The sequence below is a fragment of the Clostridium sp. C8-1-8 genome, assembly GCF_009928445.1.
Lineage (GTDB): Bacteria > Bacillota > Clostridia > Clostridiales > Clostridiaceae > Clostridium_AR.
Window position 1 is genome coordinate 1 of sequence record NZ_JAABNO010000047.1, and the last position, 24,396, is coordinate 24,396.

Genomic DNA, 24,396 nt, shown 5'->3' on the forward strand with positions numbered 1-24,396 from the left:
CAGTTTTAGCCATGGAATATGACAAAATCATATTAATTCTTTGCGCAAGCTCATCAAAGCATCGGATGACTGACCGCTTAATTTCAACACGGTGCTTTAACAGAGCCTAGTTTTTAAGACTTGAGGTTTGCCATGTTGCAACGTTTATACTTGGTCTTGTTATATACTTAGCCCAACGTGTATCACCATCTAAATATGTTTTTTGGAAAGCTAGTGATATAACTGCCACATTAGGACTAGCATAAGCAGGTGTTGTCCAACTAAAGTGGTCTGCTGATGCGACTTCATATATTATCTTAGGAACTCCTACTGGTATACTATTATAAACTCCAATTGATTGGCCCATACCACCTAAGTAAGTCATATCCATAGCACCATTCATTATTAGTGTTGGACATTTAGTATTTACTCCTCTAGAGTTCATATCCATAGCACTGAGGTTATGTCCTGCCAAAGTCATAGCTGTTTTTAATCCTGGATATTCTGCTGAATTTATCCAAGTTGCTCCGCCTCCCATAGACCAGCCCATAGCGCCAATTCTGTCTGTAGCTAATTTACCATAAAGAGGACTACCCATACGAGTATTCTCTGCTTTTAAAGTATTTAAAATTGTTTTTTGCTGAGCAGCTCTAGAATCAACTGTATCATAGATTGTAGTTGTATCGAAAGTTACTAACACAATACCATGACTAGCAAAAAATGGTCCCCATGCCGCAAGTGCTATTTGTGTTGCTGTATAAGGAGGACAATATACTAAAGCTGAAAATGGTGCTTTAGCTTTATAGCTAGTTGGATAATATACTGTTGCACCTCCAGTTGAATAACTAGTTGGCAAACTATAAGTACTATAAGAATATGGGCCATTTCCAGTGTATGCACCTGGTACTTCATCACTACGTACTATTGGACTTGAAGCAGCTAATGCAGTTACAGGTTGTACACTAAATTGACTAACAACTAGAACTGCCAGCCCAATCATAAGTGAAGCTAAAATTTTTCTTAGTGAAGTTATCTTTCTCATTTCTCTTCCCCCTATATTTTTTTAAGCAATACAATAGTTACCTAATTATTGCATCACTGTTTTTTACAAGTGGAATTGTATACTATTACTTTATACAATTGTATATTAATTTACTAAAATGTTAAAAAAACATACCAAACTAACCGTAGCCGTTAACAACAAAAATACCACAGCGAAATTACTGTGGTATTTTTGTTAATAAAATTGATATATTGTTTAACTTATATTTATAATCAATATAACTATGAGTTCTCTCTATATTCCCTTGGAGTAACTCCATACTTTTCTTTAAATATCTTATAGAAATATGTGGGGTTTTCATAACCTATCAAACCTATTATCTCTACAATTGAATACTCTGTGAACTTTAGAAGCTCTATTGCTTTACTAAGCCTTTTCTGTTGAAGTAATTCCTTAAAAGTCATTTTTGTATGTCTTTTAATAAGCTTACTAAGCTTATAATGAGGCTGATTTAACTTTTTTGAAATCTCAAAAAGGTTTGCATCCTTATAATGCTTATCTATATATTTAAAACTCTGAATAATCAAAAGCTTATCATAGTTGTTAGCTGAATAAGTTTCAATGTCCTTAGACCTCTTTACTAACTCAACTAATAATAACCCCACTAATAGCTTTATTGTAGCTTTACTCATGATGGAAGGTTCATAAAGCTCAGTTATTATTTTCTCTGCGAGCTCCTGAATATGCTTCTTTTCAGCTACCTTAAAATACAAATATTCTCCCTCACTATAGTCTTTATATAAGGTAGTGAGTAGAAACTTACTTATTATATTCTCATCATCTAATAAGGTTATTATGTAATCAAAAAATTCTGGTTTTATTATAAAATTTATTATTATGTCTTCCTCATTAGATGCTTCTATCTCGTGAGTTATATATTGGTTTAGAAAAATCAATTCTCCTTGCTTTAGAGTAATTTCTTTATCATCAATAGTCTGTGTTAACTTTCCCTTATAAACATAATTGAACTCGATATAATTATGTTTGTGTTTAGGAAAGTCTACAAACCGAGTATGCCTTCTAATATCAATAAGTTCCCCGGCCTGAAGAAGTTTTCTACTATCTATTATAAACTCACCATTGTCAGTATATAAACTTTTATTTACTGACTCTTCACCGTTTAATATCTTTTCTTCTTCTTCTGTTAAGGCTATGAGCCTTTGATAAATCTCTTCCCTCAAAGTTTCCTCCACTATATAGATAAACTAATCAATTATTTATTTTGAACCCCATATTCACTACTAATATATATTTTTTAAGTTTCGTTATTATATAAATATTCATTCTTAGCAATATGCTATTTTATAATTATAACACCTATTTAATCATGACTCTATGTAAAATTAGAACCATATAATAAATTAGATATAACAAATGCCAATCTGTATAATAAGTAGATATAGCTACTTTATTGTAAAAACATGGTGACTTACGGTATAATTGTAAACATTGTGGAATAGTTGCTTGGTTTCTGCTATATGTGCTATTTTTTGTACTAGCAATAATCTTAGGTGCTCATGCTGATTCAGCTGGTTACTCAATATAAAAATGAGTAAAGCTACTGATACTATATTACATTACATGTTCCTATGCCATAAAAAACCTGAGAGATCATTTTTTTACAAAGGAAAGGATTTCCCTATTTGTGCTCGTTGCACTGGAATACTAGCAGGTTACTTTTTGGGATTTTTATATTTAATTTTAATACCACACCGCAATTATTTTCTTGAAATTTTATTTATGTTACCAATTGCTATAGATGGAACTGGCCAGTATCTCCAGAAGTGTGAAAGCACTAATATAAGAAGATTAGCTACTGGCATTTTAGCAGGCATGTCCACTATATGTATACTTAGCTTAGCAATATTGTTAGGCTGGAAGCATGGACTATATTTAAATCATTTGCTAGTGAACTCATTACGACATAAATAATACATGCTTTTGTCCAATAAAAAATCAATATTCTAAGCTTATATAGCCTTTATGTACATATTATATATGAAATCAAAAACTTGCTATCATATTAAGTATAATAGTAGTTTCTAAAACAAAAATCGCTAGAATGTTTTTTCTAGCGATTTTTGTATATATATGAGTGTTACATTATATCCTTCTATTCTATAACAGAGTAGTCTCACCAGCTAAGAACTTATCAACTTCTCTTGCACAAGCTCTACCTTCGTTTATAGCCCACACCACTAAACTTTGTCCCCTTCTCATGTCTCCACAAGAGAAAACTTTTTCTACATTGGTTTGGAACTTTCCGTACTGAGCTTTTACATTAGTTCTACCGTCAGTCTCTACTTGAAAACTGTCTACTACATACTTCTCAGCTCCCACAAAACCCATAGCAAGAAGTACCATGTCTGCTTTCCATACCTTCTCAGACCCTTCAATTTCTTTTGGAATAAAGGCTCCTTTTTCGTTCTTTTCCCAATTAACGTTCACTGTTTTTACTGCTGCTAAGTTCCCATCCTCATCTCCAATAAATTCCTTTACTGTAATTAAGAACTCTCTTGGATCTTTGCCGTATAAATCAGCATATTCTTCTTGACCGTAGTCAACCTTATGAATTCTAGGATATTGGGGCCATGGATTTGCTTCTGTTCTTTGCTCTGGTGATTTTCCCATTATCTCGAATTGCACTAAGGAGTTGCAGTTATGTCTTAAACTAGTAGCTACGCAGTCTGTACCTGTATCTCCTCCACCAATTACTATAACATCCTTACCTTCAGCGGAAATATAGTTTTTATCTTCTAGTTTAGAATCTAGTAAACTCTTAGTTGTAGCTCTTAGGAAATCCACTGCATAGTGAATCCCCTTAAGCTCCCTTCCCTTCGCATTCAAGTCTCTAGGGTTGGAAGAACCACAAGCTAGTACTACAGAGTCATACTTTTCTAACAATTCTTTAGCCTCTATATTTTCTCCTACATTTGCATTGGTTATAAAGCTTACTCCTTCTTCCTTCATGATATTAACCCTTCTATCTATGACAGCTTTATCTAGCTTCATATTTGGAATACCATACATCAGAAGTCCGCCAACTCTATCATTTTTTTCGTATACAGTTACATTATACCCACTCTTATTAAGCTGATCTGCACAAGCAAGTCCAGCTGGACCTGAACCAATTATCGCAACAGTTTTGTCCAGTCTTACTTTTGGTGGATTAGCTTTTATAAGCCCCTCTTCAAAGGCTCTTTCAATAATAGAGCGTTCATTTTCTTTAATAGATATTGCTGGTCCGTTAATTCCTGCAGTACATGCTGATTCACATGGTGCTGGACATACTCTCCCTGTGAATTCTGGAAAATTATTTGTCTTAAGCAGCCTTTCCACAGCTTTTTTCCAATCACCTTTATATATCAGATCGTTCCATTCAGGTATAAGGTTATTAACTGGACATCCAGATACCATTCCGTTTATCATTATTCCAGACTGACAAAACGGTATGCCACAGTCCATGCACCTTGAACCTTGTACTTGTTGTTCCTCTTTGGAAAGAGGAGTTACAAACTCATTGTAATCTTTTAATCTTTCCTTTGGTTTTTTCTTTGCCGAAACTTTCCTATCATATTCTAAAAAACCTGTTGGCTTTCCCATTATTACCCCTCCTCTTTCCTACTTTCTTACTCCTTTTATTACATCAAAGGCCATTCTCTCTGCGTCTTCCTTGGAAGAGCCAGAAGCCACATACTCTTTAATTAAAGTGATTATATTCTTGTAATCCTTTGGCATTACTTTTATAAAGGCTTTCTTATATTCCTCAAAGCTTGAAGTTACCTTCTTAGCTTCCTCTGAAGCAGTATACTTTTCATGCTCTTGTAAAAGCTCGAGTAAGTTACTTTCATCTGAAGCATCTAATTCTTCTACATAAACCATACTTTCATTTATATTTTTTCTCTTTGCTCCATCTTCATCTAAAATATAAACTACTCCACCAGACATACCAGCAGCAAAATTTCTTCCTACAGGCCCTAAGATAACAACTGTTCCACCAGTCATATACTCACAACCATGATCTCCTACCCCTTCAACTACAGCTGTTGCTCCTGAGTTTCTTACACAGAATCTCTCACCTGCAACTCCCTTTATAAAGGCCTTACCACTAGTAGCTCCATATAACGCTACATTACCAACAAGTATATTTTCAGTAGGCTTCAAAGCTGACTCTTTTGCTTCATATACTATGATTTTTCCACCAGAAAGACCTTTGCCAATATAGTCATTAGCATCTCCTTCAAGTTCTAAAGTAAGTCCCTTAGGAATAAATGCTCCAAAGCTTTGCCCTCCTGCACCAGTTGTCCTTACCCAAATAGTATCCTCTGGAAGTCCTACTTCTCCATATCTCTTAGTTATCTCACTTCCTAAGATTGTTCCAAATACTCTATCAGTATTGCCAACCTTAACTTCAAGCTTAGCTTTACCTCTTCCCTCTAAGGCTTCTAATGCATTAGGAACTAATACCTTTGAATCTATAACATTGTATAATTTATGATCATAGCTTTCTTTATATTTATATATCTTATCGTGTGGAATCTCTGGATTATATAGAAGTCTAGATAAGTCTACCTTTTTAGACTTCCAGCCTCCTACAGACTTTTGTACCAGTTTATCAGTACGTCCTACCATTTCATCTATTGTTCTAAAGCCAAGTCTAGCCATATATTCTCTAAGCTCTTGTGCTATAAAGTACATGAAGTTTATAACATGTTCTGGTTTACCTTTAAATCTCTTTCTAAGCTCTTCGTTTTGAGTTGCTATACCTACAGGACAAGTGTCTAGATTACATACTCTCATCATTACGCAGCCCATAACTACCAATGGTGCTGTAGCAAACCCAAACTCTTCTGCACCTAAAAGTGCTGCAATAGCAACATCTTTTCCTGACATAAGCTTTCCATCTGTTTCTATGGCTACTCTTTCCCTTAAGCCATTTAATATAAGAGTTTGATGCACTTCAGCAAGTCCAAGCTCCCAAGGTAACCCTGCATGTTTTATAGAAGTTCTTGGTGATGCACCAGTTCCTCCATCGTATCCACTTATTAGTATTACATCAGCTCCACCCTTTGCTACTCCAGCTGCAACAGTACCAACTCCAGCCTCTGATACAAGCTTTACGCTTACTCTAGCTTTTGAATTTACATTTTTAAGATCATATATAAGCTCAGCTAAATCCTCGATTGAGTATATATCATGATGTGGTGGTGGCGATATTAAACCAACTCCAGTAGTTGAGTGTCTTGCCTTAGCTACCCAAGGATATACCTTTGTTGCAGGAAGCTGTCCACCTTCTCCTGGCTTCGCTCCTTGTGCCATCTTTATCTGAATTTCTCTTGCATCCACAAGATATTCAGAAGTAACTCCAAATCTACCTGAGGCTATTTGCTTTATAGCTGAAGATCTTAAGTCTCCGTTTTCATCAACTACAAATCTTTCTCTCTCTTCTCCACCTTCACCGGTGTTAGATCTTCCACCGATTCTATTCATTGCTATAGCTAAACATTCATGAGCTTCTTTACTTATTGAACCGTAAGACATAGCACCTGTTTTAAATCTTTTAACTATTGATTCTACAGATTCAACTTCATCTACAGAAATAGGTTCATTGTCTAACTTCAAATCCAAAAGACTTCTAAGAGTAAGATTATTTTTCTCGTTGCTTATCAAAGAAGTATACTCTTTAAATTCATCGTAACTTCCAGTTTTACAAGCGTTTTGAAGCTTATGGATTGTTAGAGGATTATATAAATGCTCTTCCTTATTGCTTCTAAACTTATGACTTCCTTCAGAATCTAAGGTGAAATCTATAAGTCTTCTATCAAATCCCTGTGTATGTCTTAACACAGCTTCCTTTTCGATGTCAGACAAATCTATTCCGCCTATTCTTGATGGAGTTAGTGTAAAGTATTTATCGATAACCTCTTTAGCTATTCCTATTGCTTCAAAAATCTGTGCTCCATTGTAGGACTGAATTGTAGATATGCCCATCTTTGATATTACTTTTACAATACCCTTTAATGCACCTTTATTATAGTTATAAACTGCTTTGTCATAACTTAAGTCTATTTCTTGCTCCTCAGCTAAATTTCTTATAGATTCATAAACCATATAAGGATTTATAGCATTGGCTCCAAAGCCTAATAATAATGCAAAATGATGTATTTCTCTAGGTTCTCCTGATTCTACAACTATACTGACTTTTGTCCTCTTAGCCTTTTCCACCAAATGATGATGTAGAGCTGAAACTGCAAGTAATGCAGGTATTGGAACATTGTTCTCATCAACCATCTTATCAGAAAGCACAATTATAGTTGTTCCTTCTTCTATAGCCTTGTCAGCCTTTTCTAATATTGCGTCTAAAGCCTTTCCAAGCGATAACTCTGCTTTGCTCTTAGAAAACACCATAGGTATAACTATATTCTTAAAGCCATCATCCTTAAGCGAAAGTACTTTATTAAAGTCATTGTTTGATAATATTGGATTGTCTAGTTTTAATCTTCTGCAGTTTTCTTCTCCTTCAGAGAGAATATTTGACTCTGCACCAAGATATACTCTTACTGAAGTTACTATTTCCTCTCTTATTGCATCTATAGGAGGATTAGTAACTTGAGCAAATAATTGCTTGAAATAATTATATAAAAGCTGTGGTCTATCACTTAATACTGCTAATGGAGTATCTATTCCCATAGATGCTAATGGATCATCTCCATTTAAGCACATTGGTGTTATAGTTGAAGTTACATCTTCATAGCTATATCCAAAAGCTTTTTGAAGTCTTGCTAGCTTTTCTTCCGATACTTTCTCTTCTGAAAAATCATTACAAGGAATTTCTCTTAGCTTCAATAGGTTGTTCTTAACCCATGAACCATAAGGCTTTAGGGTTGAATAGTTTTTCTTTAAATCACTATCATCTATAAGCTGTCCATTTACTGTATCTACAAGAAGCATTCTTCCTGGAGTTAATCTTCCTTTATACTTCACATTGTCACTATCTACATTCATAACTCCAACTTCTGAAGACAAAATTAGATAATCATCCTTTGTTACATAATATCTTGAAGGTCTAAGTCCGTTTCTATCTAAAGTAGCTCCTAGAATTTCTCCATCAGTAAAAGCTATAGCTGCTGGTCCATCCCAAGGCTCCATCATTGTGGAGTTATATTCATAGAAAGCTCTCTTTTCTTTGTCCATATCATGGTTTTTACTCCATGGTTCTGGTATAAGCATCATCATTATATGTGGAAGCTCTCTTCCGTTCATATATAAAAATTCTATAGTATTGTCCAGCATTGATGAGTCTGAACCATTTTTATTTATTACAGGAAGAACCTTATTTAGCTCTTCTCCAAAAACCTCAGATTTGTAGTCAGATTCTCTTGCATTCATCCAATTAACATTACCTCTTATGGTGTTTATCTCACCATTATGGATGATGTATCTATTTGGATGTGCTCTTTCCCAGCTTGGGAAAGTGTTTGTACTAAATCTTGAGTGAACAAGGGCAATAGCTGTATCCATATACTCACTTTGTAGGTCTGGGTAAAACTTTTCAACTTGAAGTGCAGTAAGCATACCTTTATATACTAAGGTTTTTGAGGAAAGACTAGCAACATATGCCTCTACAGCCTCTTTTTCAAATAATCTTCTGATTACATAAAGCTCTCTTTCAAAAGTCTTTGAATCAAAATTCTCACTATTAGAAGCTACAAATCCTTGCATTATAAAAGGCATTGCTTCTCTAGATGCTTCCCCTAAATCCTCTGGATTAACAGGAACTTGTCTCCATCCCAAAAAGCAATGCCCTTCATTAAGAACAATATTTTCAAAAAGCGCCTTTGCTTTTTCTTGGTTTTCTTTATTTTGTGATAAGAAGAACATTCCTACAGCGTAATGCCCTTCCTTAGGTAGTTCAAAATCACATACTCTTTTAAAAAAACTGTGTGATACCTGAATCAATATTCCTGCTCCGTCTCCAACGTTTGGATCAGCACCAGCGCCCCCTCTGTGCTCCAACTTTACAAGAATGTCTAATGCATCTTTTACAATAGCATGATTCTTTTTACCTTTGATGTGTGCTATCGCCCCAATACCACAGGCATCTTTTTCAAAACTCGGATCATACATCCCTTGCTCTTTCGGAAAGTTACAAAACATAGCCAGTCCCCCTTTAATATTACTTTTAGTATATTTATAAATTTGTTGTATGTCTGTAGCTAATTTTTATGATATGCATAGAGGTCTGTACCTCTTATAGCATATACTTTTTCAGAGCTACGACTTCCTAATGTACCTTATATCTTCATATCTTCAAAGACTTTACTTAGGAATACAAAGAACTTTTGAAGATAGTTTTATACTTTAAGCGGCTTCAATTTAATAATAAAATATTAATATGTTTACAAAAGTACCAATTACTTTATAGATTATTAATATTTTTTCACTAAAAAGATATCTTCCACATTTTTGTTTTATATTTTTTAACACTACCTTAATTTTTTTATTTTATATTGTGAAATAATAATATCACTAAAGTGTCAAAAAAATCAATATATTAATTAATTTTTATGAAGAAATATTCAAAATATGCAATAAAATATTAAGCAAGTTTCACTTTTTATTACAATATACGTAACTTAATCTAAAATGATACTTAAGATTTGAACTTATAGGATTCCATTAAGAAAACTTAATCCATGCATGTTTGAAAGTCCAGGATTCTTGGGATTTTCGTGTAGGTATAAATTAATAGTTGAGTTAGGAACTCTAAAAGTATTATATTATAGATAAAATACTACGATTAAGGAGTGTTAATTTTGAATAAAATTCAATGTGAAAGTTGTAAAACAAAACTTTGCGCCAGCAAGGTTCCTATATTTTCTTCTCTTAATAGAGATCATTTAGCTAAAGTAGTTTCTAAGATAAATCACCTTAGCTTTAACAAAGGTGAAGCAATTTGTATAGAAGGAGATTACTCTAATGCCTTAGTAATAATAAATCAAGGACAGGTAAAACTTACAAAGGTAACCAAAGAAGGAAAAGAGCAGATTATAAGAGTACTATCTTCTGGAGACTTTTTTGGAGAATTAAGCATATTTAATGAAAAAGACAAATATAACTTTTCAGCTTATGCACTTTCTTCGGTTAAAATATGTTCCTTAAGTAAGGAAAGCATGAATTCAATACTTTTGGAGAATCCTGAAATTTCAATAAAAATATTAACTGAAGTATCGAAAAGACTTATGGAAGCTGAAAATCTCGCACAAAACTTAGCTACAAATGATGCAGACATAAGAGTTGCCAGCCTCATAGCAGAATTTGGAGAAAAGTTTGGCCACAATACTGATTTAGGTATCGAGGTCAATCTCCCAATGAATAGAGAAGATATGGCAAATTATATAGGAGTTACAAGAGAAACCATAAGCAGAAAACTTACTAAGCTACAAGACTCAGGAGCTATCTCACTTATCGGAAATAAGACCTTAATAATAAAGGATTCCAATAAATTAAATGATTTTTTATAATTTGATTTGAATCATATTTTTTATAATTTAATACTCATATAATTAAGCCATAGAAAAGAAAAACATATTTGATATAAATTCTAGGAGGCTTAATTATGATAAATAAAATAAAAATAGCAGAAAATATTTATAGCATAGCTAAGGTAGATGATAGAGACGTTCCTTTTCATAGACTTACATTGACTAAAGGTACAACTTACAATAGTTATCTACTAAACACTGACAAGCCAACAATAATAGATACTGTAGACATAAGCTTTGGTAAAGAATTCGTAGATAGCTTAAAAGCAACTATTGACTTACTGAAGATACAATACATTGTTATAAATCACACAGAACCGGACCATTCCGGAGGACTTGGAAGTCTAGCAGCACAAGCTAAAAATGCCACAATAGTTTGTACAGATAAAGCAGTGGAAGAACTTAAAGAAATGTACAAACTTCATAATAGAAACTTCTTAGTAGTTAGAGATGGAGATAAACTTGACATAGGTGGAAAAACTTTATTGTTCTTAGAAACCCCTTATCTACACACTGAAGAAACCATGATAACTTACTGTATAGAAGATAAAATTTTGTTTCCATGCGATATATTTAGTACCCATATTGCAAACACTGAGGTATTTAGCGATCTAGCTAAGTTCGATATATTTGAAGACTTTAAAGTTTATTATACTCTAATCATGCATCCTCATAGAAAGCATGTTCAATATATGATAAACAAGATAAAAGATTTAGACATTCAGATCATCGCACCTTCTCATGGCTTTGTTTTAAGATCTGAAATAAACAAATACATAGCTCTTTATGATGACCTTAGCAGAAACACTAGCACCAACAAATCAGCAGCTATAATATACTCAACAATGACAAGTAACACTAAAAGATTATCTCAAAACATAGTTGAATATCTTGATGCTGAAGGGATATCTTCAACAGCTATTGATGTAAATAAAACTTCAAAAGAAGAAGTACTTACAAAAATAAGTAATTCAGACATAATTCTTTTTGGAAGTTCCACAAGATACGGCGATATGATAGGATCTTTAGAAGACATACTAAAAGAGTTAAAAGCTATGGACTTATCCAATAAACTTGTAGCAGCCTTTGGTTCTTATGGTTGGAGTGGTGAAGCTATAGAAGTTATACAAGACTATCTACTAGAGACTAACGCAAAAGTTCTTGAGACTTCAACTGTAATTAAATCCACTGGTATGTCTGATGTAAATTTCCCTATAAGAGTAAGGTTCTCAGCAAAAGATGAAGCTCTTAAAGGGTTAGAAAGAGCTTGTGAATATATAGGAAGCCTTGCTCTTAACGCCATATAAAGATCTACTACTTCAATCCCATATTTATTTTCAAAGCTCCTCTGGTTTTTGAGAAGATAATATGAAAATATAAATTATAGTATGAAGTAATGCACATATATGGCCTAAAATAAATTAAACTATGTTATTCTCTCTCTACAATGAAAAACTTAGTAACCTGCAAAGTTCCTTCACCCTTTTTGTTGATTGGAGCTTTCACCCAAGAATGCTGAAGAATAATTCTTCAGCATTCTTTATTTAATACACTCTATTTTTCTTCAACCTTTTACATATTACGCCATATAATATACCAATGTACAAACTTTGAAATTATTTTGTATATGAAAGGATGATTTTTATGGCTGTAAGACATTACGTTTTACTGGCTACTGATGGAAAGACAAAGCTTCCTACAACACCAGATCTTCCACCAGACCCTGCCACAGAAGTGGAGGTTCTAATCTATGGTTTTGTAGGTGGTTTATACAAAGTTGATGATAAGGTAGTTAACGAAAATTTAGATTGGCATAAGTCTTCTAATTGTAATTACTTATATGGTTTAAAAGGCTCTGCATCCCTCCCCTCTCCTATTATCTGGGGTGACGTAGGCGACAAAATATATGTAACCTTAATAAATCTTGGAATGAAATATGTAGATATAATGGATCCTCATACCGTGCATATGCATGGCGCTCATGTAGCTACTCAGATAGACGGTTTTCCAGAAATGTCTGTAGGCGTACCTATGTGGGAGTTTACTGGTAAAAACAAACCTGACACCTTAACTTATTACTTCTGCCCTGAACATCCTGGCACTCTTATGTACCATTGTCATCAAGAAGCCTCAGAACATGTTCAGATGGGTATGTATGGTGCTCTTGTAATATACCCTTCATATGAAAGCCTAGCTATGAACGGCATCAAAAAAGACAAATGTGGAAGATGGTATAACAACGGAGAATACGTTCCTTCTATACCTTCTACTGCAACAAATAGAAACTTTGCTTACAACAACATTCACTCTTTCTTCAACAGAGAGTATATTATGCTTTTATCCGACATAGATCAAGCTTGGCATGATAGTATCTTAGCTGGAACACCTTTTAATCCAGTTAACTACAAACCTAACTTTTGGCTTGTTAACGGAAGACCATTCCCATATTCATTACTTCCACATCCTCAGACGGCTACAAAAGGTAGCGATGAAGACTTATCACAAATTAATTATGAGTCCTATGTCCATGTTAAAACTGGAGAAGACTTCTTACTAAGAATGATTAATATAAGCTATCAAGTGATTCCTTGGCATATTCACGGCTGGCACTTTAAAGTCATCGGTAAGGACTCTCATATAAGTCCATTCTTAGAAATGAACTCAACTTCAACTCCAATGGATTGTATGGATCATATGGAACATCCTATAACAGAAATGGGCTTCACTTGTACCATAGGTTCAGGAGAAACCTATGATCTTCTAATAAATGCAGAGAACAAGAGTCCTATATATAGAAAGTATATAGTCCGTGGTCAGAATTCTATACCTTCAATATGTAGTCAGTTCCATACTCTTCAAAGATCAGATCCTTCAGTTATAGCTAATATTCCTACTGAACCTGTAGATGTGAACAATATAAAAACTGTAAATTATATAGAAATCTGCGATGAACCAAAGGATAGTCCAAACATTAACTTCTTCCCACAATTTTATCCTATGCACAACCATGATGACTATAAGGTAACTAATGATGGAACCTATCCAGGCGGACAGCTTACCTATATTCAAATAGATGCTCCTGAAACTGGAGGTCTACTTGGAAGCTATTATGGAGATAAAGACTTTGATGATGTTATACTAAAAAGATTGGATGAAAGAATAAGTTTTGATTGGTCTTATGACAAACCACAGGACTTAGAGAAAGAATTTTCAGTTAAGTGGACTGGAAAGATAAAAGCATCAACTCCTCAAAGGTATAAACTGCAGTTATTCTGCATAGGCAATGCCACAGTTAAGATAAATGGAAAAGAGGTATTGACTGTGAAGGATTATTACTCCTCGCCTTATGCTTTTGATATGATTGACTTTGAAAAAGATAGTTTTTATGATATAGAGATAACCTACGTTGGAAACTCAAAGGGCAAGATAGCCTTACAATGGTCCTCCTCAACAAATAAAAAAGAGATAATCCCAAGCTACAACCTATTTCCTATTTAATATAAAGTAAATATAAAATTTAAGCCATGTCTTATACAGCAAAAAATCGCCGAAGCTAACCTTCTTCGGCGATTTTTTGAGCGTATGCCTTTTCCAGTATATATGAGTAAAATCTTATAGGCGTTACATTTTTATTTTTAATAGTTTGGCTATGCTTAATTTCAACATAGTACTTTAACAAAGCCAATAGTTTTAGTCCTTCAACTCTATTACAACAGGACAGTGGTCTGAACCATAAACCTCATTCAATATCTCTGCTCCAGCAACTTCATCTAGAAGATTATTTGATACAAAATGATAGTCTATTCTCCAACCTGTATTTCTTTCTCTTGCCTTAAACTTATAACTCCACCAAGAATATTTTATTGTTTCTTGATTCAGATGTCTGAAAGTATCAGTATACCCATTAGCTATAAATTTGTCCATCCACTCTCTTTCCATAGGTAAAAACCCTGAGGTCTTTTCATTTGCCTTAGCGTTTTTAATGTCCATAGGCGTATGAGCAGTATTATAATCTCCACAAATTATAAGCTTTTTGCCATCCTTTACCTTATCATTACAGTACTCAAGTATGGCATCATAAAATCTCATCTTATAATCCAATCTTTGTTCGTTCTGCTGTCCATTTGGGAAATAAATATTCAATAAAGTAAACTTCTCAAACTCAGTTATTAAGATTCTTCCTTCACTATCAAACTCTTCGATGCCTATACCGTGACTTACGCTTATTGGTTCAACCTTAGTATATGTAGCTACACCACTGTATCCCTTCTTTTCAGCAAAAGAGAAATATGAGTGGTACCCTTGTATATTTCTTGCTGCATCGTCTAAAGTAGCCTCCTGCAGTTTAGTCTCCTGTATACATAGAATATCTGGTGAATCATTTTCTATAAAGCCTAGGAATTCTTTTTTCATGATAGCTCTAAGCCCATTAACATTCCAAGAATATATTTTCAAAACATCATCTCCTTAGGGAATAAATTATAAACAATAATAATTATTATTTATATAATATTATACTTTATTCCCTATTTCAATGCTTAATATGATAAATTGCTATCTCTAACAACTTTAGTATAAGTATTTAAAGTAACAAAGTAATATATACAATAGATTACAGCATATATAGAAGCTATTATTAAGAAACTACTCATTAACTTTAATGAGAGCATTTTACCTAATGCTATAGTCGCAGGTAATGAATTAGCAACGGCTACTAGGAAAGGCGCTCCAAAAAGTAGGCCTAACTCCTTGGCAACTGCAGTTTTTATTTCCTTATTGCTTACACCAATTTTACTTAGAGTTATAAATTTTTCTTTATCTTCTCTTGCTTCCATAACCATCTTGAAGTATATTATACTTCCTGTAGCCATTATAAATAAAGCTCCAATAAATAAACCTATAAAGGCCATCATTCCTAAAAGCTTTAACCCATCTTTGTAATGGTCGTAAAAAGTCAACATACCACTTTCTTTAGGCAAATTCTTTGATAAATCATTTATGAAGCTTTCGGCTTTAAAGTCATCCTCTAACATATATCCATCTAATTTACTTATATTTGCTTGATCAGAATTTAATTTTATTGAATCATATACATTATCTTTGACAACAAAAGTTTGAGTAAAATGATCTAAAGCTAAAAATGGTTTTATATCCGATGCTGTCACTTTTAGATTGTAGCTCTTATCATTTATATTAATATTAACGACTTTATTAAGAGCTGCTTCGTTTGCGGCAAAGCTTTGTATTTGTATGAAATAGCAGTCATTTTCATCCTTTAGATTCGCTCTTCTATCAAGCTTCTGTTGTTTATTCAGTTTATTGAACTCGCTTTCACCTATGACATAGAAATTTGAATCCTTATTCACTAATGGATCTTTAGCAGTAACTTTTACGATATCAATACTATCTGAGAATTTTACGCTTACTTCCTTGTGCTTATTTAATATACTATTAAAAGTTTTATTCTCGTCCTTTGTTCTAAAATACTCTATAGAAAATGGTCTCATATACCTTGAGTTTTCTTCTGTTTTTGTATAAGAGCCTACACAAGTAACTAAAGCACAAAGTGCTACTGTAATACTGATTGCTATAATGCTTAGAGTTCCCACATTACCTCTATATCTAAAATACAATTGAGAGGTAGAAATTAGTTTTGTTCCTTTAAACAGACTCTTTTCATTTTTCTTGTTCGCATAAATTAGAAAAGTTGTAGCTGAAGTAAAGAATAATATAGTTCCTACTACTACCAATAGTACTACTATAGGAGCTTTTAATAGATTACTTCCTAATTGCTTTATTGCCATATTATAGCCAAAATACAAGCATACAATTGAAACCACTGCAAAAAGTAAGGTTATAGCAGATACTTTAAGTCCCTTCTCTACTTTTTTGGAAGCGTTGAATAAATCTATTAGACTGCTTTTTCTAACTATAATAGAACCATGTAATGAAATAATTATATATATAATCACAAATATCTTAAGTGATTGCATTACTGCCTTAACATTCCACTGAAAAGGTACCACCGCTGAGGTTTTAATCATATAAAATAATAACATTATAAAAAACTTACTAAAAATCAATCCTAGTGAAATACCAGTAATTAATCCTGCCAAGGTAATAAAAGTATTCTCATAAAAATTTACCCTCGCAACTTGATTCTTAGACATACCTAAGAGCATATAGGTTGCAAACTCCTTCTTTCTAGACTTTACAAAGAAAGAATTTGAGTACCATATAAAGAAGGCTGAAAACATAATAATCATTACTGCCCCAATATTGAACAGTATCATAAACTTCTTCATTTCACCAAGCTCGTCCTGTATATATTTACTATATAAAATAGACATAAAGAGATATACAGAAAATATACTAAAGGAAAGGCTCAAGAAATATGACCAATAGCTTTTAAAATTACTTTTTATATTTCTTGTTGTGATATTAACCAATGTCATCAGAATCACCTCCTATTACAGAAAGAATCTTTAATATTCTCTGATAAAAATCCTTTCTGCTCATATCTCCTTTATATATCTCATTAAACAACTTACCATCTTTTATAAAAATAACCCTCTTACAATAAGAAGCTGCAAAACTATCATGAGTTACCATAAGTATAGTTGCATTATTGTTATCATTTAAATTTTGTAATGCTCCTAAAAGCTCCTTTGAAGATTTGGAATCTAGTGCTCCTGTTGGCTCATCTCCAAGAATCAAGGACGGATTAGATATAATAGCTCTCGCTGCTGCCGCTCTTTGTTTTTGCCCTCCTGATACTTCATAAGGATGTTTATTTAAGATTTCACTAATTCCAAGTTTTTTTGTTATATCACTTAGTCTTTGCTCTATTGTATTATAAGGTGTTTTTGATAATGCTAAAGGAAGCACTATGTTTTCCTTTAGAGTCATGTTGTCTAAAAGGTTAAAGTCTTGAAATATAAACCCTAGCTTTTCTCTTCTAAACTGAGATAAATGTGGTTCTCTAAGCTTAGTTACATCTTTTCCATCTATAAAAACACTTCCTGAAGTAGGTTTATCTATAGTGGATATAACATTTAAAAAAGTTGTCTTTCCTGAGCCAGATGGCCCCATTATTCCAACGAACTCACCTTGATTTATCTTTAAATCTATATTATCTAAAGCTGTATACTTTACTCCACCAAATCTTGATCCATAAACCTTTTTCAAATTTCTTATATTTAATACTTCCATACCAATACCTCCAAATTTATTTTACCAGTGCACTATATCTATACTCTTTAATAAATGTGAGTCTAATAATAAAAGCTAATTTTGCGTCTAATAAGCAACCAAATATTTATTCCTACTAGACATTTATTAAGTATCAACCTCACATCCTATGATTAAATTATATAAAAAAACAAAATGCTCAGCCATTTCTTCAGCTTACATTTTGTTTTCAAAACTTACATTTTTGTAATATTAGTATAAAGATGTACCACTTCAATCCGAAAACTATTTTCAAAACTCCTCTGGGTTCTGAGATGAATTTTTGAAAATATAACTTCTATTATGAAGCGGTACATCTATATGTAACGTGGAAAGTGCACATGAAGCTTTGTTCCCTTTCCATATTCCGATTCAACGGTTAAATAATGGCCTAACTTTTTTGCAAGCTTTTTAGATAGGTATAAGCCCATACCAGTAGCTTTTAGGTTAGTATCCCTACCATTATTTCCAGTGAAGGATTTGGAGAATATCCTTTCTAAATCTTCCTTTTTTATTCCTATTCCATTATCTTCTATTGTAAGTATTACTTCCTTCTCATTTTTTGAAGCATTAAAGCTTATTTTTCCACCATTACTAGTATATTTCAAAGAATTTGATATTATCTGATCTATGATAAAGCTTAACCACTTTTTATCACTGTCTACTGCTAACTTATCATCTATGGTACTTGAAAAGCTAATATGCTTTCTTATAAAAATTATAGAATGCTTCTTTATGCTTTCCTTAATAATACTGTTTAAAGCAACCTCTTTTATTACATAATCTTTTGAAAAATCATTACTTCTTGAATAATATAGAACCTTCTCAACATAATCATCTATCTTATTAAGCTCCTCTTTTAACGAACTAACAGTAGATTGTTCAGTAAAATCACCACTTTCTAAGATAAGTTTAGTAGTTGTAATTGGAGTTTTTATCTCGTGTACCCAGCTTATCAAGAACTCACTGTTCTCCATAAACTGATCTTCAATCTTTCTCAAGGAATCAACATATCCATTATACAAATCAGATATAATTAATTGGTATAGTTCGTCCTTATATTCACTGGCTTCGGCAAATATAGGTGTTTTATCTTCTGAGGACTGTATTCCCTTTAACTTTTTAATACTTTCATTTTTTTTAATATAGTCATATATTAAGAAAAATATCAACATTATCATCGACACAACTAATATATATATGGCATTGGAAGGTAACATTCTATTGCTTCTATCAAGATATATAGATGCTGAAATAAAAGTTATAAGGATAAGGTAAAAAATCAATATGCTTAAGTTTTCTTTTATATATTTGTAGAAACTCATTTTATTATGTACCCTTGGTTCTTTACGGTTTTTATATAATCCTCAAGTCCCATTTCCCTTATTTTTTTTCTAAGCCTATTTATATTAACCGTTAAGGTATTATCGTCAATGAAGCTTTCATCTTCCCATAGTTCTTGCATTATCCTCTCTCTGCTCACTATTCTCTCATTATTTTTCATAAGTATATAAAGTATCTTAAATTCGTTTTTTGTTAGCTCTATGCTTTGGTTTTCATAATATAAAATATTATCTTTAAGTGAAAGCATAACCCCATTATGATTGATTACATCCATAGAAGTATCAGAATAAGAATAAGTTCTTCTTAGGATTGCATTTATCTTCGCTATTAATACTTCCATTGAAAAAGGTTTTGTTATATAGTCATCTCCTCCCATATTAACAGCCATAACAATATCCATATTGGTATTTCTTGAAGATAAAAATAAAACTGGGACCTTAGATATGCTTCTTATCTGATTGCACCAATGAAAACCATCAAATACTGGAAGATTTATATCCATAAGTACTAGACTTGGAGCTACCTGTGTGAACTGCTCCATAACTGTGCTGAATTCCTCAACACAATAAACTTCAAAGCCCCACTTTTTCAAAGAATCCTTAACTATATCTCTTATTTTTTCTTCATCCTCTATAATCATTATCTTGTACATATTTTCTCCTAACTAAAACAACATATATAGAAATATTTGTATTCTCTTATAAAATTATATATGAAAAAAGCCGCTAATGCGACCTTTTGACAAATTTATTACTATAGCGCTCTTTTAAAGCCTGTCTTTATGAATTAGCTTATTAGTGTATTAGCGATAAGTTTATATACTTTATTTTATCCCAAAATATAAACTTATTATACCTATAGAAATTATCAGCCTAACTATATGATGTAACTTATTTATTTTTCCATACATTTTAATACCATTTAAAACAGCTGCTATATGAGTAAGAATAAGTCCCACAAAAAGAGCTGTAATGTTTATACTTCTATTAGCTCTTATAAAACCTAAGCCAATAAGCATACCCCCTGCTAACATCATAATTATTGATCCTAACCTAGAACTTTTCTTATGCTTCAAACTAGCTACTCCTGCTATAATATCTAAACCACCATAAATAATAATTAACACTTTAAAAATAAAATCCATATATAATCTTCCCCTTTATATTAGATTCTAAATTACTTTTCTTAGCTATGTCTCATCTCATCTTCATATTTAACATTTATTAGTTTATTGGCTTTGCCTATCATTTTGCTTAATGATGATTTTACTTGTCTTAGCTCCTCTTCTTGTTTCTCTATTTCCTTATACTTTTCTTCAACTATCTTAATACATCTAATCAATGCCTCTACATTTCCATAATTAAGTTCTTTTCCACTAGTTGAGCTCTCTTGAGAAGCTTCTATATCTTCCTCAAGTTTAAAAAGTGCTTTTATTTCCTCTAACGAGAAATTGAGTTTCTTTAGTTTTACGATTGCAAAAGCCTTTTCAATATCTAATTTACCATAATCTCTCCTAGTTTTAATTCTTTTAGGGGTTAATACGCCTAGCTTATCGTAATACCTCAAGGTGTCGATACTTATACCAGTACTTTTTGCAAACTCACCAATATCCATAATATCCTCCACTATTTCTATACGACCTCAATTGCGCTGTTCTTAGCTTTACTATAAAACCTAGAGCCACCTCAATGTCAAGATATTTTTAGCAAACATTACTAACTTTTACAACACAAGCCTTTACTTAAGATGTAACACTTCCATCCGAAATCTATTGAAGTACATATTTTAGTGATCTATTGCTATGTATTCAATAAATGTTGTTACTACTTTTACAGTAGGATTTATCCATCTCCCTAATTTAATAAACACCAATAATCTTTGTAATGCAAAAGAGGACTTAAAGTTTTTCATTAATTATTCCAATCATAAACTAAAATAAATTCACCCACATTTTTTTAATACATTCATATATAGAAATAAAATCCTTATCCCAATGCTAGTGCTTAAAGTTGTATATTTTAAAGGAATAAAATTATGTCGCTGAGGCAGCCTTCAGCGACATAATTTTATTTTTTCTATTTACCATATATAGCTATAATACAGTCTTCATACTTTTTACTGAGACGCCCTAAGTTCTTGCACTTTATCACTTACTCTTGAATCTTTGTATTTAGCTATTGAGATATAGTAAGCAATCATAAGCAGAACCTCCGCACCTACCCAAGCAGCAACTTCTGCAATGCATATTCCTAGAAATCCAAGATATATAGGTAAGATCATAGCCACTGAAAGTCTTATAGCTAATTCCAGTATACCTGAAACCATAGGAATCATGGTATTTCCCATACCTTGTAACGCTGAGCGGTATATAAAAAGTAACCCTAGATTCCATATAAGAAGTGACATAACTATTAAAAACTGTCCTGAAACTTTAAAGATTTCTACTTCGTTTGATGGTACGAATAACCCTACTATTTGTTTATTAAAGAAAAACAAAATCAAGCTTATTACTATGTTAACTGTAGTTGATATCTTTATGCATTTTCTAATTCCTAGTTTTATTCTATTGTATTGTTTAGCCCCAAGGTTTTGTCCAGTAAAAGTGGACATTGCAAACCCAAAGGTTACACCAGGTTGTTCAGCCAGGGCCATTATCTTCATAGCCGCAGTATATCCAGCTACATACACTGCTCCAAAACCATTTACAAGAGTTTGTAATATCATTCCACCAACTGCAGTGACTGAATTCTGTAGTGCTGCTGGGATTCCCAATATAAATAATCTTTTACACACCGATAAGTCTATCTTCCAATCTTCCTTTTTCATCTTTAGTTCATCATATTTTCGAACTACACTATAGCAAAGAATGCATGATAAAACTTGAGCTATTACTGTTGAAATAGCTGATCCAGCAACCCCTAGTTTAAAGCCTATAACAAGGGTAATGTTTAAAACTATGTTTACTAAGGAAGAAATAATCATCACATATAAAGTTGTCTTACTATTGCCAAAGGCTCTTAAAATTGCTGAAAGTAGATTATAAAATACAGTTGCTACAATGCCAGCATAAATTATGCTTATATAGATGTTTGCATCGTCTATTATATCTTTAGGGGTATTTAGCAACCTCAATAGGGGCTTAGAGCCAATAAGACTTAAGGTTGTTACTACTACTGCTATCAGTATAGAAAGATAAACTGACATAGCAACTACCTTTTTTACACCACTCTTGTCTCCAGCACCAAATCTTTGTGCCACTAAAATCCCAAAACCATTGGCTAGTCCAGTTATAAAACCTATAATCATAAAACTAATGGATCCAGTAGAACCAACTGCCGCTAAGGCATTAACTCCTATCTCCTTTCCTACCACGATGCTATCCACCATACTGTAAAGCTGTTGAAATAAATTACCTATAAGTAATGGGATAGAAAATTGAATGAGAAGCTTCGTTGGGCTTCCTGAAGTCATATCTTTTGTCATAACACTAATCTCCATTTTAATTTTTTAGAATTTCCTAAGTAAAAAGTATATATCCAAACTTAATTTATACTTATCAAAAAACTTCTGGTTCTGTTTTTTTAAGCATATATAAATTAAACGTTGAGTTAGAAACTCTATATCACATCTATAATATTATCAAATTTATTGTAAAATACAAACAAAAAGGCATAGCCATATTTTACAGTATAGCTGTGCCTTCCTTGCTTATTAATTATATAACTTTTCATTTATTGTTGTTCCTATGGTTATTTTCATATATAAGGTTATATTTCACACTATTATCTTCCATACACCTTATCATATCTTGATTTTGCAATAATTGATGCTATTATCCCAATCATATATATAATTAGTAGGAAGTAAAATACTGCTACTATACCAAAATGTCTTAATATAAGCCCTGTGGAAGCTGGTATCACCGCTGCTGCTATACCACTGGCTGTAGATACTAAAGCTATCATAGCTCCTTTACTTTTCCAGAACAACTCCCCCATAGTAGTTTGGGCCATTTGAAGAACCCCGGCTGAGGAAAAACCTGCTAGAGTAAAACTTATAATAGCAATGGTTGTTGTCTTAAAGACTAGTAGTAATATAAGCATTATTATTCCAATTATAGGATATACAACTGTAACTAATACTGGCTTGATGGTATTTTGCAAAAGCTTTGCCAAAATAAATACAGATATAATAGCTCCTAAACTATAATAAGTTATGAACTTTAAAGAGGTCAACTGGCTTAGACCAAGCATCTTCTGTCCGAAAGTTGGCATCCACATTTGGAAAGCTGTATATATTGAATTTGAAGTAAACCCAATTATAATTACTGCTATTCCTTCCTTTCTAAAAACAGGTTCTGAAACTATATTATTATTTTCCTGTACTTCCTTATTTGAAGCTGCTATCTCGGTCTTATCTGGAAATTTTCTTCCCATTATAAACAATCCATTGATGAACAGGATTATAGCTATTAAAAAGAAGGTGTTTCCATAAAACATATTTCTTTCTACAAAAAAAGCTATTATGAAAGGAAGTAGTGCACCTCCTGTGGCTATAAATGCCTTAATTAAAACATTAGCAGTACCAGGGGTCTTAGGAAAGCATTCCATAAGTGTAGGGTAACTTGCAGCATCCATAAATGCATGTGCTATCCCTGCAAAGGCTGAAAATACTATAGCCAGCTCATAGCTTGGAGATAAAGGTATCCCCACTAAAAACACTATCATTGCCAATGGTGCTAAGCATAAGAACTTCTTTCTTCCATATTTATCTGATAGTCTCCCTGCAATATATAATGTAGCAGAACGAACTATACCTTCTGCTGATATAAGAAAACTTATCCCTGCTGCATCAGTATTGAATTGCTTAGTTAAAAAAGCTAAGTTTGATGAAAGCAGAATAAGAATCATTCCAAGCATCCCATAACTTATATATATCCCAAGCGCGGTCTTAAAGTATTTATTTTTCCCCATACAATCCTCCAATTTTCTTTAGTTTACTATATGGTTTCATTACAAAAACTTAAGTTATGCATGTAAAAAAGTAGCGTATTACTGGGATTTTTTTTATACATAACTTAATAGTTGAAGCTAGAACCCATAAGTAGTTTAAAATAGTTTTATTTAACTTAAAGTTTGACTATGTTTAATAATATTGTTGAAATTAAGTGGTTAAGAAGGAGATGCTATATGAGCGAGCTATTAGAATTAAATGATTTTTTCAGATGGAATGGCT

General features: G+C 32.6%; 17 protein-coding genes. 4 read left to right on the top strand and 13 right to left on the bottom strand.

Annotated elements, in window-relative coordinates:
• Positions 1-106 precede the first annotated feature (106 nt).
• Positions 107-1,021: a hypothetical protein gene (locus GXK57_RS25085; RefSeq protein WP_160680758.1), complete on the bottom strand. Its 915-nt coding sequence runs from the start codon at positions 1,019-1,021 to the stop codon at positions 107-109.
• A gap of 242 nt (positions 1,022-1,263) precedes the next feature.
• Entirely contained in the window at positions 1,264-2,223 is a 960-nt protein-coding gene (locus tag GXK57_RS25090) for an AraC family transcriptional regulator (RefSeq protein WP_160680759.1), read from the bottom strand.
• 400 nt (positions 2,224-2,623) lie between these two features.
• Between GXK57_RS25090 and GXK57_RS25095 the strand changes: the two genes are divergently transcribed.
• Positions 2,624-2,974, top strand: coding sequence for a DUF2085 domain-containing protein (locus tag GXK57_RS25095; protein ID WP_160680774.1), 351 nt, complete (start codon positions 2,624-2,626; stop codon positions 2,972-2,974).
• 186 nt (positions 2,975-3,160) lie between these two features.
• Here GXK57_RS25095 and GXK57_RS25100 read toward each other — a convergent pair whose 3' ends face one another.
• Positions 3,161-4,645: a glutamate synthase subunit beta gene (locus tag GXK57_RS25100; RefSeq protein WP_160680760.1), complete on the bottom strand. Its 1,485-nt coding sequence runs from the start codon at positions 4,643-4,645 to the stop codon at positions 3,161-3,163.
• Positions 4,646-4,663: 18 nt separating this feature from the next.
• On the bottom strand, positions 4,664-9,199 hold the full coding sequence (gene gltB, locus GXK57_RS25105; RefSeq protein WP_160680761.1) for a glutamate synthase large subunit: 4,536 nt from the start codon (positions 9,197-9,199) through the stop codon (positions 4,664-4,666).
• A gap of 659 nt (positions 9,200-9,858) precedes the next feature.
• Here gltB and GXK57_RS25110 point away from each other — a divergent pair.
• From GXK57_RS25110 to GXK57_RS25120, 3 genes are all read left to right on the top strand, one after another.
• Positions 9,859-10,566: a Crp/Fnr family transcriptional regulator gene (locus GXK57_RS25110; protein ID WP_160680762.1), complete on the top strand. Its 708-nt coding sequence runs from the start codon at positions 9,859-9,861 to the stop codon at positions 10,564-10,566.
• A gap of 95 nt (positions 10,567-10,661) precedes the next feature.
• A complete protein-coding gene (locus GXK57_RS25115; protein ID WP_160680763.1) occupies positions 10,662-11,894 on the top strand; it encodes an FprA family A-type flavoprotein in 1,233 nt (410 codons plus the stop codon).
• Positions 11,895-12,231: 337 nt separating this feature from the next.
• Positions 12,232-14,085, top strand: coding sequence for a multicopper oxidase domain-containing protein (locus GXK57_RS25120; RefSeq protein ID WP_160680764.1), 1,854 nt, complete (start codon positions 12,232-12,234; stop codon positions 14,083-14,085).
• Between the two features lie 192 nt (positions 14,086-14,277).
• On the opposite strand, the gene GXK57_RS25125 is transcribed toward GXK57_RS25120, so the two are convergent.
• The 9 genes from GXK57_RS25125 to GXK57_RS25165 form a co-directional block, all read right to left on the bottom strand.
• A complete protein-coding gene (locus tag GXK57_RS25125; RefSeq protein WP_160680765.1) occupies positions 14,278-15,042 on the bottom strand; it encodes an exodeoxyribonuclease III in 765 nt (254 codons plus the stop codon).
• An 83-nt stretch (positions 15,043-15,125) separates the two neighbouring features.
• Positions 15,126-17,042, bottom strand: a complete 1,917-nt coding sequence (locus GXK57_RS25130; protein WP_160680766.1) for an ABC transporter permease — start codon at positions 17,040-17,042, stop codon at positions 15,126-15,128.
• Complete coding sequence (locus GXK57_RS25135; RefSeq protein WP_160680767.1) at positions 17,029-17,799, bottom strand: ABC transporter ATP-binding protein; 771 nt, start codon at positions 17,797-17,799, stop codon at positions 17,029-17,031. Before GXK57_RS25135 ends, GXK57_RS25130 begins: the two co-directional genes overlap by 14 nt.
• Positions 17,800-18,134: 335 nt before the next feature.
• Positions 18,135-19,142, bottom strand: a complete 1,008-nt coding sequence (locus tag GXK57_RS25140) for a sensor histidine kinase (RefSeq protein ID WP_160680768.1) — start codon at positions 19,140-19,142, stop codon at positions 18,135-18,137.
• Positions 19,139-19,813: a response regulator transcription factor gene (locus GXK57_RS25145; RefSeq protein WP_160680769.1), complete on the bottom strand. Its 675-nt coding sequence runs from the start codon at positions 19,811-19,813 to the stop codon at positions 19,139-19,141. Before GXK57_RS25145 ends, GXK57_RS25140 begins: the two co-directional genes overlap by 4 nt.
• Positions 19,814-19,984: 171 nt before the next feature.
• The gene (locus GXK57_RS25150) at positions 19,985-20,305 is read right to left on the bottom strand and encodes a hypothetical protein (RefSeq protein WP_160680770.1); all 321 of its coding nucleotides are present in this window, start codon (positions 20,303-20,305) and stop codon (positions 19,985-19,987) included.
• A gap of 41 nt (positions 20,306-20,346) precedes the next feature.
• Positions 20,347-20,775, bottom strand: a complete 429-nt coding sequence (locus GXK57_RS25155; protein ID WP_160680771.1) for a MerR family transcriptional regulator — start codon at positions 20,773-20,775, stop codon at positions 20,347-20,349.
• A gap of 501 nt (positions 20,776-21,276) precedes the next feature.
• Entirely contained in the window at positions 21,277-22,644 is a 1,368-nt protein-coding gene (locus tag GXK57_RS25160; RefSeq protein ID WP_160680772.1) for an MATE family efflux transporter, read from the bottom strand.
• Positions 22,645-22,943: 299 nt separating this feature from the next.
• On the bottom strand, positions 22,944-24,134 hold the full coding sequence (locus GXK57_RS25165) for an MFS transporter (protein ID WP_160680773.1): 1,191 nt from the start codon (positions 24,132-24,134) through the stop codon (positions 22,944-22,946).
• Between the last annotated feature and the right edge of the window lie 262 nt (positions 24,135-24,396).